Source organism: Kribbella sp. NPDC051718, from assembly GCF_040681515.1.
Lineage (GTDB): Bacteria > Actinomycetota > Actinomycetes > Propionibacteriales > Kribbellaceae > Kribbella.
Genome location: NZ_JBFAYZ010000007.1, coordinates 200,396 through 213,855 on the forward strand (window position 1 = coordinate 200,396; position 13,460 = coordinate 213,855).

Annotated in this window: 14 protein-coding genes; 7 read left to right on the forward strand and 7 right to left on the reverse strand. The window is 67.3% G+C overall.

Translation table 11 applies throughout. The annotated features are described in order from the left end of the window. Nucleotides 1-139: 139 nt before the first annotated feature. From AB0M15_RS26370 to AB0M15_RS26380, 3 genes are read left to right on the forward strand one after another with little or no spacing between them, the layout of a single operon-like run. Nucleotides 140-865, forward strand: a complete 726-nt coding sequence (locus tag AB0M15_RS26370; RefSeq protein WP_363824112.1) for an ATP-binding cassette domain-containing protein — start codon at nucleotides 140-142, stop codon at nucleotides 863-865. Further along, the gene (locus AB0M15_RS26375) at nucleotides 865-1,623 is read left to right on the forward strand and encodes an ABC transporter permease (RefSeq protein ID WP_363824113.1); all 759 of its coding nucleotides are present in this window, start codon (nucleotides 865-867) and stop codon (nucleotides 1,621-1,623) included. The genes AB0M15_RS26370 and AB0M15_RS26375 overlap by 1 nt, the downstream gene beginning before the upstream one ends. Before the next feature lie 47 nt (nucleotides 1,624-1,670). After that, complete coding sequence (locus AB0M15_RS26380; protein ID WP_363824114.1) at nucleotides 1,671-2,348, forward strand: response regulator transcription factor; 678 nt, start codon at nucleotides 1,671-1,673, stop codon at nucleotides 2,346-2,348. A gap of 30 nt (nucleotides 2,349-2,378) precedes the next feature. On the opposite strand, the gene AB0M15_RS26385 is transcribed toward AB0M15_RS26380, so the two are convergent. Beyond that, complete coding sequence (locus AB0M15_RS26385) at nucleotides 2,379-3,758, reverse strand: ATP-binding protein (protein ID WP_363824115.1); 1,380 nt, start codon at nucleotides 3,756-3,758, stop codon at nucleotides 2,379-2,381. A gap of 162 nt (nucleotides 3,759-3,920) precedes the next feature. On the opposite strand from AB0M15_RS26385, the gene AB0M15_RS26390 reads away from it, so the two are divergent. Next, nucleotides 3,921-4,748, forward strand: a complete 828-nt coding sequence (locus tag AB0M15_RS26390; RefSeq protein ID WP_363824116.1) for an undecaprenyl-diphosphate phosphatase — start codon at nucleotides 3,921-3,923, stop codon at nucleotides 4,746-4,748. A 22-nt stretch (nucleotides 4,749-4,770) separates the two neighbouring features. On the opposite strand, the gene AB0M15_RS26395 is transcribed toward AB0M15_RS26390, so the two are convergent. From AB0M15_RS26395 to AB0M15_RS26405, 3 genes are read right to left on the reverse strand one after another with little or no spacing between them, the layout of a single operon-like run. Continuing rightward, complete coding sequence (locus tag AB0M15_RS26395; RefSeq protein ID WP_363824117.1) at nucleotides 4,771-5,547, reverse strand: hypothetical protein; 777 nt, start codon at nucleotides 5,545-5,547, stop codon at nucleotides 4,771-4,773. After that, the gene (locus tag AB0M15_RS26400) at nucleotides 5,544-6,914 is read right to left on the reverse strand and encodes a HAMP domain-containing sensor histidine kinase (protein ID WP_363824118.1); all 1,371 of its coding nucleotides are present in this window, start codon (nucleotides 6,912-6,914) and stop codon (nucleotides 5,544-5,546) included. The genes AB0M15_RS26395 and AB0M15_RS26400 overlap by 4 nt, the downstream gene beginning before the upstream one ends. Nucleotides 6,915-6,926: 12 nt before the next feature. Next, nucleotides 6,927-7,604 carry a response regulator transcription factor gene (locus AB0M15_RS26405; RefSeq protein ID WP_363824119.1) on the reverse strand — a complete coding sequence of 226 codons (678 nt, stop codon included), beginning with the start codon at nucleotides 7,602-7,604 and terminating at the stop codon, nucleotides 6,927-6,929. 100 nt (nucleotides 7,605-7,704) lie between these two features. On the opposite strand from AB0M15_RS26405, the gene AB0M15_RS26410 reads away from it, so the two are divergent. Genes AB0M15_RS26410 through AB0M15_RS26420 form a run of 3 tightly spaced genes read left to right on the forward strand, consistent with a single transcriptional unit; the run spans nucleotide 7,705 to nucleotide 9,904 of the window. Then, nucleotides 7,705-8,649 carry an ABC transporter ATP-binding protein gene (locus AB0M15_RS26410; protein WP_363824120.1) on the forward strand — a complete coding sequence of 315 codons (945 nt, stop codon included), beginning with the start codon at nucleotides 7,705-7,707 and terminating at the stop codon, nucleotides 8,647-8,649. Further along, nucleotides 8,646-9,416: an ABC transporter permease subunit gene (locus tag AB0M15_RS26415; RefSeq protein WP_363824121.1), complete on the forward strand. Its 771-nt coding sequence runs from the start codon at nucleotides 8,646-8,648 to the stop codon at nucleotides 9,414-9,416. Before AB0M15_RS26410 ends, AB0M15_RS26415 begins: the two co-directional genes overlap by 4 nt. Next, nucleotides 9,413-9,904 (forward strand): hypothetical protein, encoded by a 492-nt coding sequence (locus AB0M15_RS26420; RefSeq protein WP_363824122.1) that lies wholly within the window; start codon nucleotides 9,413-9,415, stop codon nucleotides 9,902-9,904. Before AB0M15_RS26415 ends, AB0M15_RS26420 begins: the two co-directional genes overlap by 4 nt. Here the strand turns inward: AB0M15_RS26420 and AB0M15_RS26425 are convergent. The 3 genes from AB0M15_RS26425 to AB0M15_RS26435 form a co-directional block, all read right to left on the reverse strand. Next, nucleotides 9,885-10,202 (reverse strand): protease inhibitor I42 family protein, encoded by a 318-nt coding sequence (locus AB0M15_RS26425; RefSeq protein ID WP_363824123.1) that lies wholly within the window; start codon nucleotides 10,200-10,202, stop codon nucleotides 9,885-9,887. The genes AB0M15_RS26420 and AB0M15_RS26425 overlap by 20 nt on opposite strands. Nucleotides 10,203-10,225: 23 nt before the next feature. Beyond that, nucleotides 10,226-12,565: a C1 family peptidase gene (locus tag AB0M15_RS26430; protein WP_363824124.1), complete on the reverse strand. Its 2,340-nt coding sequence runs from the start codon at nucleotides 12,563-12,565 to the stop codon at nucleotides 10,226-10,228. Nucleotides 12,566-12,657: 92 nt separating this feature from the next. Continuing rightward, nucleotides 12,658-13,371: a helix-turn-helix transcriptional regulator gene (locus AB0M15_RS26435; protein ID WP_363824125.1), complete on the reverse strand. Its 714-nt coding sequence runs from the start codon at nucleotides 13,369-13,371 to the stop codon at nucleotides 12,658-12,660. Between the last annotated feature and the right edge of the window lie 89 nt (nucleotides 13,372-13,460).

The following is a 13,460-nucleotide window of genomic DNA, read 5'->3' on the forward strand; positions in this document are numbered from 1 at the left end:
AGGACGGTAGAGCCGGGAAGGCGGCCGGTCATCACCCTCCAGGCATACATCCGGAGGCAGGCATCAGCCCTCAGGTGGACACGAAATCTCTGCCGCCGGCGCAATGCCCGGCCCTCCCCGGCCCGGAGATCGTGAGGCCATGATCGAAGTCCACGAACTCAGCAAGCGATACCGCGCCACTCAAGCCGTCGACGGCCTCACCTTCACCATCCAGCCCGGCCGCGTGACGGCCTTCATCGGCCCGAACGGCGCCGGCAAGTCCACCACCTTCCGCATCCTGCTAGGCCTCGACCGCCCCGACAGCGGCCACGCCCTGATCGACAACACCCCGTACTACGCGCTGAAACGCCCAGTACTCCGGGTAGGCGCCCTCCTCGACGCCAACGCAGCCCACCCCGGCCGCTCCGCCCGCAACCACCTCCTCTGCATCGCCCAAGCCGCCGGAATCGACAGCAGCCGAGTGACCGAAGTACTGGAGCTGACCGGACTCACCGACGCGGCCCACCGACGAGTCGGCGGCTACTCCCTCGGCATGCGCCAGCGACTCGGGATCGCCGCCGCACTGCTCGGCGACCCCGCAGTACTGCTGCTGGACGAGCCGGTCAACGGCCTCGACCCCGAAGGAGTCCGCTGGATCCGGCGGCTGCTCCGCGGGCTGGCCGACGAGGGCCGGACCGTCTTCGTCTCCAGCCACCTGATGAGCGAGCTGGAGCTGGTCGCGGATCACCTGATCGTGATCGGGCGCGGCCGGCTGATCGCCGACAAACCGCTGGCCGAGTTCACCGCGGACGGCCGCTCACTGGAGGACGCCTACCTGGATCTGACCGATGCGGCCGCGCAGTACAAGACCGGAGGGACGAACTGATGTTGCGCTCTGAATGGACCAAGTTGCGATCCGTCCGCTCGACTCCGCTGAGCCTGCTGGCCGCCTTCGCGGTCGCGGTGGCCGGCGGGCTGTTCTCGGCCACCGGCCGGGCGCACGACTACCCGACCTGGTCGGCCGCCGAGAAGGCTGCCTTCGATCCGGTCAATCTGAGCTTCGACGGGCTCGCTTTTGCCCAGCTGGCGTTCGCGGTGGTCGGGGTGCTGGCGATCAGTTCGGAGTACACGACCGGGCAGATCCGGACCACCTTCACGGTGGTTCCCAGACGGCGCTCTGTCCTGGCCGCGAAGGTGCTGGTGCTCGGCGGCGTGGCGCTCGTGGTCGGCGAGCTGCTGTCGCTGGTCAGCTTCCTGGTCGCACAGCTGGGGCTGCGCAGCATCCACCTGAACGTCTCGCTCGGCGACGGCTCAGCACTCCGCGCGGTGGCTGGAGCGGGCATCTATCTGGTCGCTCTCACGCTGCTCGGGCTCGGCCTGGGCGCGATCATCCGGCACACGGCAGGCGCGGTGAGTACGGTCTTCGGGCTGGTCTTCGTCGTACCGCTGGTCGCCGCGAACCTGTCGGGCTGGGTCAGCTGGCCGTCCAAGTGGAACCTCTGGGCCGCGGGCAACGCGCTGATCTCGACCCAACCACCTGCCGACGGAGCTCCGTCACCAGCGCTGGGCCTGCTGATCTGTGCCGTATATGCGCTCGTCCCACTCACTGTCGCGGCCGTCCTGACCAGTCGGCGGGACGTTTGAGCCCGTCACTCAGCTGATTCTCAGCGGAGCGGGGACAGACTGATGGCATGCGGGTGCTGATGGTCGAGGACGAGGTACGGCTGGCCGACACGGTCCGGCGGGGGCTGACCGACGCCGGATTCGTGGTCGAACTGGTCCACGACGGCGAGGACGCGCTCTGGGCGGCGACCGAGCATAGCTACGACGTGATCGTGCTCGACATCATGCTGCCCCGGCTGAACGGCTACAAGGTGCTCGAACAGCTCCGCGAACGCGGGGTCTGGACCCCGGTACTGATGCTGACCGCGAAGGACGGCGAGTACGACCAGACCGACGCGTTCGACCTCGGCGCCGACGACTACCTGACCAAGCCGTTCAGTTTCCTGGTGCTGGTCGCCCGGCTGCGGGCCCTGATCCGGCGAGGCGGCCCCGAGCGCCCCGTCGTGATGGCAGCCGGCGACCTGACGCTCGACCCGGCCCGGCGCCGGGTCGAGCGGGCCGGCCAGGAGGTCACGCTGACGCCGCGGGAGTACGGCCTGCTCGAGTTCCTGCTCCGGCACCGCGGCGACACCGTCTCCAAGATGGAGATCCTGGAAAGCGTCTGGGATCCGGCGTTCGACGGCGACCCCAACGTGGTCGAGGTCTACATCCGCTACCTCCGCCTGAAACTCGACGCCCCGTTCGGCCGGCACGCGATCGAAACCGTCCGCGGCATGGGCTACCGCCTCGACCCAGATGGTGGCTGACGGCAACGACCACTCAAGCCCCGAAACCCATCACCTGGCGACGGGCAGCCTGACCACGAAGCGGGCGCCTCCGAGCGGTGACTCGCTGATCTCCACGGTGCCGCCGTGACCGCGTACGACCTCCTGCACGATGGACAAGCCGAGTCCCGAGCCACCACTGCCCCGGTCGCGGCTCGCGTCCAGCCGGACGAATCGCTCGAACACCCGCGACCGCTCCCGCTCGGGGATCCCGTCCCCGTCGTCCTCCACCGTCACCGTCGCGGCACCAGGCTCCTCGGCGAGGGTGAAGCGCACCTTCGAGTGAGCTGCCCGGACGGCGTTGTCGGCGAGGTTTCGCAGTACCTGGCTGAGCTTCGCCGCGTCGCCGGTGACCCGCACCGCCGGTACTACGCCCTCCACGGAGGGCCCGCCGCTCGCCCGCAGCCGGCGCAACTCGACATCGACCAGATCATCCAGATCCACATCGGTCCGCTGGATCCGCAAGCCGGTGTCGTCGGCCTTGGCCAGCAGCAGGAGATCCTCGACCAGCCGCCGCATTCGCTCGGTCTCCGCCTGCATCACCTCGTGCAACTCGGGTGCCGCCCGGCCGGACTCGTCCGCCACGATCACGTCGAGCGCCGCCATCAGGCTGGCGATCGGCGACCGCAGCTCATGACTCGCGTCCGCCACGAACCGCCGTTGCGTCTCCTGACCCGACTGCAACCGGTCGAGCATCTCGTTCATCGTCACCGCGAGCCGGGCGATCTCGTCGTCGGCGGCCGGCACCGGCACCCGCTCCGCCAGCTGCCCGACTCCGATGCCGTGCACCCGCGAGCGAATCTGCTCGACCGGCCGCAACGCCCGCCCGACCAGCATCCAGGTCGCCACCCCGACCAGTACGAGCAACAACGGGAACCCGATCAGCAGGTACCCCGTGACGGTGGTGACCGTGTCGCGCTGGGTCTCGACCGACGACGCCACGATGACCGTGTACCGGGCCCCCTCGAACTCGGTGCCGCGGGCAACGATCAGGTACGGGCTGTCGTCGTCGAGCAACGGCATCTCACCGACCTCGTCCCGCACCGACTGACCGTCCGGCGGCCTGGTCGCGGTCAACGGCTCCCCCGCGCCCTTCGGTGACGAGCTCGCCACCACCTTGTTCTGCGCGTTCACCACCTGGATCAACTGGCTGACCCGGGTGTTCTCGACCAGCTCCTGACCCAGCCCGACCTCACCCTCCTCCTGGATCTGCCGAGCGACATCGAAGGCCCGCGACTCGGCCTGATCGACGACGCTGGTGATCAACGTCCGCTGCAACAGCAGAAGCAAGACCGCCGCCCCGATCGTCAGCGCGGCAGCAACGACGACCAGAGCGGCTGCGGTCGACCGCAGCCGAACCCCGGAGCTGCGCACAAACGCAGGCATCCTCATCGGTCACACCGTGCAGCAGCCACGCCGCGCACCTCGCTCCGCCATCTCTGAAGCCTAGCCGGAGCGCTCTCTCAGCGGATCCTCAGCAACGGCCGACTACCTTGCTCGACGCAACCGAGTCGATCCAGGAGCGAACGTGAAGCTGACCCCGGCGGACCGCCGATGACGATCTGGCAGTCCATCATCCTCGGCATCGTCGAGGGCCTGACCGAGTTCCTCCCGGTGTCCAGCACCGGCCATCTCACGATCGCTTCGAAGATCCTCGGCCTGAAGATCGACGACCCCTCCATCACCGGGTACACCGCCGTCATCCAGGTCGGCGCGATCGCGGCCGTGGTGCTCTACTTCTGGGGCGACATCCGCCGAATCGTGACCGCCTGGGTCCGCGGGCTGGCCCGACCACAACATCGCGCCGACGCCGACTACCGGCTGGGCTGGTACGTACTCGTCGGCTCATTACCGATCGGCATCATCGGCTTCGTTGCCCAAGGCCTCATCTCGGGCCCACTACGCAGCCTGTGGTGGGTGGCCGGCGCCCTGATCGCCTGGTCCTTCGTAATGGTGGCCGCCGAGCGCCTAGGCACCCGGACCCGCCCCTTCGACGACTTCACCTTCACCGACGCGATCGTGATGGGCCTGGTCCAGTGCCTGGCCCTGATCCCCGGCGTCTCCCGCTCCGGCGCAACAATCTCAGCCGGCCTCTTCCGCGGCCTGGACCGCGTGGCGGCAACCCGAATCGCCTTCCTACTCGGCATCCCAGCACTAGCCGGCGCCGGCCTCTACGAACTCAAGGACGCCGTAAGCGGCAACGTCGGCGCGGCGGCCCTCATCGTAGGAACCATCGTCAGCTTCGCTGTCGCCTACGCCTCAGTCGCCTGGCTCCTCCGCTTCGTCACCAAACACTCGATCGAGGTCTTCGTCCTCTACCGAGTAGCCCTAGGCCTCACCCTCATCATCCTGCTAGCAACAAGCACCATCTCGGCTACCTGACACCCCAGGGTTCGCAGCGCGGTCAGGAGATGATTTCGACCAGCTGTAGCACCTCTCGTGGGCCTTTCACGGAGCCTTCGAAGACCTCGCCGATGCCGGGGACGTAGTACTTGTTGTCCAGCACCTCGGGTTCGAGGGCTGTCTTCTCCTCGGTACGCAAAGCGTGCCGGAACGATCGGTAGGGGACGCGGATCCGGGCTGACCGGTCGATCACGCGGAAGGTGTCCTCGGCCTGCCCGGCGTACCACTCCTGCCGGAACCAGCGGCACAGTTGCGGACGCGCCTGCATGAAAACGCCCGGCTGCGCGCCGTCCACGCCTGCGTGGAAACTGCCTTCGGTGCTGATCACCCGGCCGCGGGCATCGAGGGTTGCCGTGTCCTCGCCGAAGTACCACACGTTGCCGCACCGGTCCTGGGCGTAGTAGTCGCTCGTCCGCTCCTCCAGCACGCTGTCCAGGTAGAGCCGGTCCTCGACCACCCGGGTTCTGACCCCGCCGACCACCTTGGTACGCGAGGTGGTCGTCGTGATGTTCAGCGCCTTCTTCCCGTCCTTGATTCCCGTGTAGACCAGGGTGCGCCCGACCTTCAGGGGAAAGAATCGGTTGGTGACGTACGGGCTGAAGTCACCGGGCGAGATCCGCGGCCGGTACGTTGCTCCGGACCCGAACGTCGGCAGTGGACAGTTTCGCCCTGCAGTCAGAGCTGATGCCGTCGCCGGCTGGGTGGGCAGGAGCATGGCGGCCGTGAGCGCAGCGGCCAGCCATCGTCCTCCTCGTGCGAAGGTGAATCCGGATTTCATCCTTGCCTCCTGGGGTTCGCGGGTCGGATCGACCCGGTCTGCACCCTGCCATCGCGCTCCTGAACCGACGCTGAACCGAGCGGGAGGCGTACTTGGACGGACGTACCGCCGGAGGGTGTTTCGGCCATTCGCGCAGAGCCGCCGTGCGCCCGGGCAATCTCGGCGACGATGGCGAGGCCGAGACCGCTGCCGCCCTCGTCGCGTGCCCGCGCGGCGGTTAGACGGACGAATCGGTCGAAAACGCGGTCGCGATCCGGCAGCGGAATCCCCGGCCCGTCATCAGCGATGGTGAGCAAGACGTCGCCGCCGTCCTGCTGCAGCCCGAGGCTGATCCGGCTCTGCGCGTACCGGGCCGCGTTCTCGCCGAGGTTGAGAATCAATCGCCGCAACGACGCTTCGTCCCCCAGCACCTGGATCGCTGACACCGCAGCGCTGTCGATCTCCAGTTCGGTTGCCGCCCGCAACCGTCTGGCCTCGTCGAACAACAGATCGTCGAGGTCGACCGGATCCTTGTGCAGGCGAAGAACCTGCTCGTCCGCCCGGGCGAGCAGGAGCAGGTCGTCGACCAGTCGCTGGATCCGGAGATTCTCGGCGAGCACGGTCCCGGCCAGCTCGGCGAGCGACGACCGGTCAGGATGCGCCAGAGCGACCTCGACGTGCTGGCGGATCGACGCGATCGGCGAGCGGAGTTCGTGCGACGCGTCGGAGACGAACCGCCGCTGACTGTCCTGCGCCCGCTCCAGCCGGTCGAGCATCCGGTTCATCGTGGCGGCCAGCCGTCCGATCTCGTCGCCGCTGTGCACGGAGGGGACGCGCCGGTGGAGCTCGGCCGCGGAAATCTCGTCGACCTCACGCCGGATCGCTGCCACCGGGGCCAGGGTCCGGCCGGCTACCACCCAGGTCACTCCCCCGACGATCAGGAGCATCACCGGTAGGCCCACCGCCAGTACCCGGGTGACGAAACCGGTCGAGTCCGCTACGTCGACCAGCGGACGACCAACGATCACTCGCGCCACCTGCTGGCCGCGGTCGGGACTTACTGCCGCCGCCGCGAAGACGAAGTCCTCGTTGAAGCCCGCAGGTTCGACCTTCACGCAGCGCGCCCCGGGGTCGGCCGGTTTGAGGCCAGCGGGCGTGCCCACCTCCGCGCCTGCTCGGTCGACCCACTGAACGATCTCACTCGGCCGGGAGCTGTTCACCGTGCCGACCTCATTCACGGCCAGTTGGGACGCCCGCTCGCGGGCATCGGCGCAGACCTGGTCGGTGAGGACAGATCCGAGCAAGGCGACCAGGGCGAGTGCACCGGCGACCAGCGCCAAGCCGACCACCAGTACTGCGGCGAGCGTGACCCGCACCCGCACCGTCATCGCACCGGCTCGCTAGTCGTCATCCGCGGTCAACCGATACCCCGAACCGCGCAGAGTCGTGATGGAAGACCGTCCGTAGGGCCGGTCGAGCTTGTTGCGCAGCCGCCGCACATAGACCTCGATGATGTTCGGGTCACCGTCGAAGTCGTAGTCCCAGACATGCTCGAGGATGGTCCGCTTCGACACCACCGTCCCTTGCCGCCGGATCAGGAACTCCAGCACGGACAGTTCCCGCGCCGTCAACCGGAGTTCGGTATCGCCACGCCAGGCCCGCCGCGCGGCGGGGTCGAGCCGCAGTTCGCCGGCTCCGATCACGACCGGCCGTTCGGCGGCGCCGCGCCGGACGAGTGCGCGCAACCTGGCGATCAGTACCGCGTACGCGAACGGCTTGGTCAGGTAGTCGTCGGCACCGGTGTCGAGGGCCCTGACCTGGTCGGTGTCGGCGTCTCTGGCCGTCAGGATCAGGATCGGGGTCCAGACCTTCTCGCTGCGCAGCCGGGCGCAGATCTCGAAGCCGTCGATGCTCGGCAGCATCAGGTCGAGCACCATCACGTCGTAGCTCTGCTCGCGGGCGAGCCAAAGCCCGTCCGTACCGGTCAGTGCGACGTCGACGGCGAAGCCTTCCGCCTCGAGCCCGGTCCGCAGACCGGCAGCCAGCCGGAGTTCGTCCTCGACCACCAATGCCCGCACCCAGATACCTCCTTGGAGGTGATTGTCGTCCATTCTGGCTGAACGGCGGCTGAACGAGACGTTCAGCCAGGGTTCAGCCGCGCCGTCCTACCGTCGGCACATGTCAAGTCTCGAAGTGGTCCAGCTGAGTAAGCGGTTCGGCGCCCGGACCGCTGTGGACGCGCTGAGCTTCAGCACGCGGCAAGGCGACATCATCGGCCTGCTAGGCCCCAATGGCGCGGGCAAGACCACCACGATCCGCTTGCTGACGACGATCCTGCGGCCCAGCGGAGGATCCTTCTCCCTCACCGGTATCCCGGGCGAGCACCAGGCTGCGATCCGCGAACGCATCGGCGTACTCCCCGAAAGCGCCGGCTATCCGGCACGTCAGACGGGCTGGGAGTACCTGCGCTACTCGGCCCGCCTGTTCGGTCTCGGACGTGTCGAGTCCGCCAACGTCACGGACCGCCTGCTCGCCGACGTGGGCCTGAGCGATCGGGCCGGGTCACGGATCTCGACGTACAGCCGTGGCATGCGCCAACGACTGGGAATCGCCCGGGCACTGGTCAACGATCCGGCGGTCGTCTTCCTGGACGAACCGACGCTCGGCCTCGACCCGGCGGGTCAGCGGGAAATACTGGCTGCTGTTCGCGACATCGCGCAGCGACGCGGAGCGACCGTGCTGCTGTCCACGCACACCCTGACCGAGGTCGAGCAGATCTGCACCAACCTGCTGATCCTGAACCGGGGCAAACTACTTGCCGCAGGCACCGTTTCCGACGTCATCGCCACAGTGGGCGCTCGACGCTCCGGCCGGCTGCGCGTCGCACCCGACCTGACTCCGCTGGCACAGGCGACGCTCGACACTGTAAACGGTCTCAAGGTCACCGGCGACCCGGACCATCCCGGTGAACTCAGGCTGGAGGCGATCAGCAGTGCCAGAGACCCGTGGGACAACGCCTTACGGGCACTGCTCGATGCGCGGATCGCGGTGCTGGCGTTCGACACCGACGCGACCAGACTGAGCGACGCGTTCCTCAGCCTCACCGAGGAGGACCAGACATGACCGTGCAGGTGGTAGCCGGCCAGGAGTGCAAAGACCTGTGGATCGGCGGCCGTGGGCCACTGCTCTTACTCGCCTACAGCATCCTCCTCAGCGCGATGACCTACCTGGCGGCCACGAACCGGGCGATGAACTTCCTCGAGCAACGAGAAGCCGTCAACCTCACCCTGCAGGTGGCCCTGTCGGTCGGCGTACTGCTCACCCTGCTCGTCAGCGCCGACGCGATCAGCGGCGAACGCGAACGTGGCACGCTCGAGAGCCTCCTGCTCACCCCCGTCGGCAGACGCGCCATCGTGGTCGGCAAGCTGACGGCGGCGATGACACTGTGGCTAGCCTGCCTGCTCGTCGCGCTCCCCTACCTATGGGTCCTGGGCCGCGGAGTCGCTGTCGCCGGATCCGCTGCACTATTGGGGTTCTGCGTCGGCACGCTGGTCGCGCTGGGCCTGGGCAGTCTCGGTCTCCTGATCAGCGCCGGTACCAACTCCAACAAGACCAGCCTTGCGATCAGCCTGCTGGTGTTGCTGATCTTCTTCGCCCCGACCCAGATTCCGGCCCTGCCGAAAACCGGCATCGGCGAATTCCTGACCAGGGCCAACCCAGTCGGGTCCGCGCTGACCTACATCGCCCAAGTCCTGGTCAGCCACCGCAGCTGGACCGACAACCCCACCTACCTCGCCGCACCAGCCCTCCTCGCCGCCGCAACCCTCACGATCCTGATAGTCGCCGGCCCCAAGATCATCAAGCTGAACGCAGGAGTGACCTCATCATGATCCCTCTACCCCTGCTCGCGACCGTCCTGATCCTCACAGCCCCCACACCACCCGACATCACCATGAGCCAGGACCAACTCGCCGGCGTCACCGGCCAATCCTTCACGCTGCAATCCGAGGTCACCGCTCCAGCAGGCTCAATCGCCCACCTCGACGTCACCAGCCTCGACGGCGTCTACGTAGACCTCGAGGACTGGACCCAAGACGTCACCCAACCCGTCCCAGCCGAGCCACAAACCCAACTCGACTGGGACTTCCAGGCAGTAAACAGCGGCCACTTCGCCGTCTACGTCGTACTGATCCCCAAGAACGGCCCGCTGATCGTCAGCACCCCGGTCCACCTAACCATCGCCCCCCGCCAAACCCTCGACACAGGCGGCGCCCTACCCGTCGCCCTGACAATCCCCGCAGCCCTCGCCTTGGCCACGCTCGCCGGCGCGTATTCGAGAAGTCGCCCAAGGCGGGCTACTACTCGGCAATCACCTTGACGTTCAGTTCGAACTGTTTGATGGGGTCGTTCGTCCAGGGGCGGTCGAGATTGGCGGATAGGAGGGCTTGTCCGGGGGCTTGGGCTTGGTAGATGAGATGGCGAACGCCTCCGGCGCCGGGTGTGGTCGTGGATGGATCGAAGGAGCTTCGGAGGAGTTTGAGCGTCTCCCCTGAGTCCGTCCCCGCTGTCCAGGTGTAGCCAGTGCTAGGAGTCTCCGGCAACGTCAGGTCGAGCGTGTCGCCGACCGCTATCTCGATCGCTTCGCCGTGTCTGGACTCGGTGAGGATGTGCAGCATTTCTTCTCCCCATAGCCACTACGTCAGGGGACTATCAGTCGCCCCATTTGCAGGGTAACCACGCTGCCGCGTGCCACCTGCACCCCCGGTGCCGGATTCTGGGCCCGGACCTCGGCGGCCGGGCTCGCCACACCGACATACCGGGCCTTCAGCTCGGCGGCGCGCAGTTTGGCGCCTGCCACCGCACGGACCTCCCCGACCACGTCGGGAACAGCGACCTGTCCCGCGCCCGTGAAGACATCAACAGCGATCGGCACGCTCTGCTCTCCGAACCACTGGACGCCCTCTTCGAGCATCTGCCAACGGAAGTACGCCCTCCCCGGCGTCGCCGGCGCCGTGATCTGGAACCGGAACGTCGTCTCCTCCCCCGAGGCGACCGGCGCAGCCAACTCCACGCGCCCTAGACCCCAGATCGTGTTGTCCTGCGGCTGCTGCGAACCCAGCCGGTAGGAGCCCGGTACCCAGGTCCCCAGACCGACGTTGCGCATCGTGACCTCGACGTTGCGCTGTTCGTTCACGATCAGCGTCGCTGGTGCCGCCTGCGAAAGGAAAACCGCGTCTCGCTCGGCCAGATCCGTAGCGAACCAGTAGTCGTTGTCGTCCCGCTCGGCGAAGCCGGTCACCTCCTGCTGTCCCATCGTCCACTGCGGATCGGAATAGCCGAGGTGAGAGTGCAGTGCATGGTCTGTCAGCACATGGATCAGCCGGAGCTGTTTATCCGTCGTCCAGGCACCACCACCGGCGACTTCCACCCGCCAGTCGTCGTTTCCATCGCCGGCTCCGTCTGCACCGAAGCACGTCACCTCTTGCTGGCCGGTCACCGGAGAAGGGAAGCCTGCGTGACTGTGCAGATTCCTCCTGGTCTGTACGTGCGTGAATCGCAGCACGTCGCCGTGCTGAATCGGACGGCCTGCGTAGTCCGCGTCCGCACTACCGTCCGGTCCCCGGAGTCGCCAGAGATCGTTCGCGTCGGACTTCTCGTAGCACGTCACCTGCTGCTGCCCCGAACTGCCGGGGTGCCCGTAGTCGAACAGGTGTGAGTGCAGAGCTCTTCCGGACAACAGGTGCCGGAGTTTGATGACGCTGCCGAAGCGGAGCGCTGCTGCCGCGGGCGGTACGACGACCTCCGGGGTGAAGTCGCCGAACCACGTGACATGCTCTTGCAGCATCCGCCACTGCAGATGGGCCGGCAGTTGCGCTGGAGTCGTCAGCGGGATCGCGAAGGTCACCTCGCTCCACGGCGGTACATCGTGGGGAAGCTCCACCCGGCCGGTCCCCCAGGTCAGGTTGTCTTGCGGAGCCTGCGAACCCAGCCGAAACGCCCGGCCCCTGGTCCAGGTCTGGATCCCGGTGTTGCGCATGGTCACGGATGCCTGCACCGGCTGACCTGGCGTCGCCGCGCTGGGAACGCGTTGCGACACGAAGTGTGCGTCGAGCGGAGCGGCCGGCGGGCGGACACCCTCGATCGTCCACATCTCAGCGTCGATCCCGACGTTCCCGTAGGCGATCCGGAAGAATCCCTGATCGCCCCACGCCGGACCCCAGCTGTTCTTCGCGATCCAGCATCCGGCGTTGTCGTCGTACCCGATGATGCAGACACAATGGCCGCCCAGGAACTCGCCGGCCACATGGCGGTAGACCGATGAGCCGACGAAGCGGAAGTCGTCGTACACGGAGAAGCAGGCAACCAGGGGCCCTTCACTCGTCAGCCAGTTCTTCATGGAGGCCGGCGTGACGAAGCGACGCCAGCCGTCGATGAAGGTCAGCCGCCCGTCGGAGTCACCACACAGACCGGTGCAGTTCTGGTCGACGTCGGTATACGGGTAGCAGCCTTCATCAGCGACGCCGAGCCGGCGGAACGCCTCGAGCGCGCGGTCGGCCCACCAGCCGTTGCTGCAGTTACGGCCTTCTGCGCGAGCGTGGCAGTAGAACAGCTGCGCCTCGGACAGATCGATGTCCAGGTCTGCGTCCCGCAACGCGTACTTCAGCGTTCCTTCCACCGCGGCGATCACACCGAACGCCACGCACGACCCGCAATTGTGCTGATCTCTGATCGGCGTGATGTAGGACTTACCGTCGATGTCCCGGAGATCGACTTTCGCCGGCAGCGCGGCTGCCACGGCCGCCACGGCGGCTGCCCCCGGCGAAAGCACCGAACGCCCGAGGACGCTCGCGGCGGCCAGATTCAGCTCGCTCGCAAGCTCACGATCATCGAGGGTGGGCTCGTGCGGTCCGGGAACATAGCCCAGCCGTTTGCGAAACTCGTCGAGCGGCAGGTCGGAAATCGGGTTCCGACTCGGCTGCCAGTCAGCCGTCGACGCGTCCAGGGCGGTCTGCAGTGCCGCCAGATTCAACTCAGCCATGATCTTTCCCCCTACCCGACAGGTACCAACGGATCTCTCGACGATGCAGGATTCCTTCGCACCCCCGACATACGCAGATCTGCGTATGCCGGTCAGCGCCGCGTCGACCCGGCGATCTCCGCCGAATGCGACGCGAGTACGCCGAGATCGGAGGCCACCCGGACGGCGGTCAGCCGGTCGTGGACGCCGAGCTTCGGATAGATGTGCTCGAGATGCTTGTGAACCGTCCGTTCCGACATCACGAGACGGCGCGCGATCCCGTGTGCCGTGTGGCCATCCGCCAGCAGCCGGAGCACGGCGAACTCCCGGCCGGTCAACCCGGCATCCTCCGCGGTCCGGGCAGCTGATCTCCCCGCACTCGCGAAGGCACGACTCTGCCGGTGCAGCGCGACCAGCGCCGGTTGCAATCGCCGCGCGACCAGCAGGTCGTCGTCGGAGAAGTCCCTTCTGCCGCGCGCGAGTACGAAGGCAAGGTGTTCGGTCGGGCCCAGTACATAAGGCAGAGACAGCTGCTGATCTCCTTCGACCGGTCGAAGGAAGTCGATCGCAAGGCGCCGATCCTGCTCCGGTACGAACGAACGCGGCACCCGGCTGGTTGTCTGGGCCCTCGGGTCCTGTACGACGTCGTACCAACGGACGAGCGGATGTCGTCGCATGAAGGCCGGCGTCGACCATTCGGTGCGTTGATCCTCCGTCACGCCGGCCAGGACCTCCGGCCGGTCGATGTCGAAGCCGGCCTGACCGGCGGCGGTACGCCACTGCCACGTCACCGCGACGACATCGAACGTCGCGCGAAGCTCGGCCATGATGCCGCTCGTCGGCATCGCCGTCAGTGGCTCGCGTAACAGCTCACACATCACCCCCAGCCAGTGTGCGACGCGACAGTCGTTGCTGA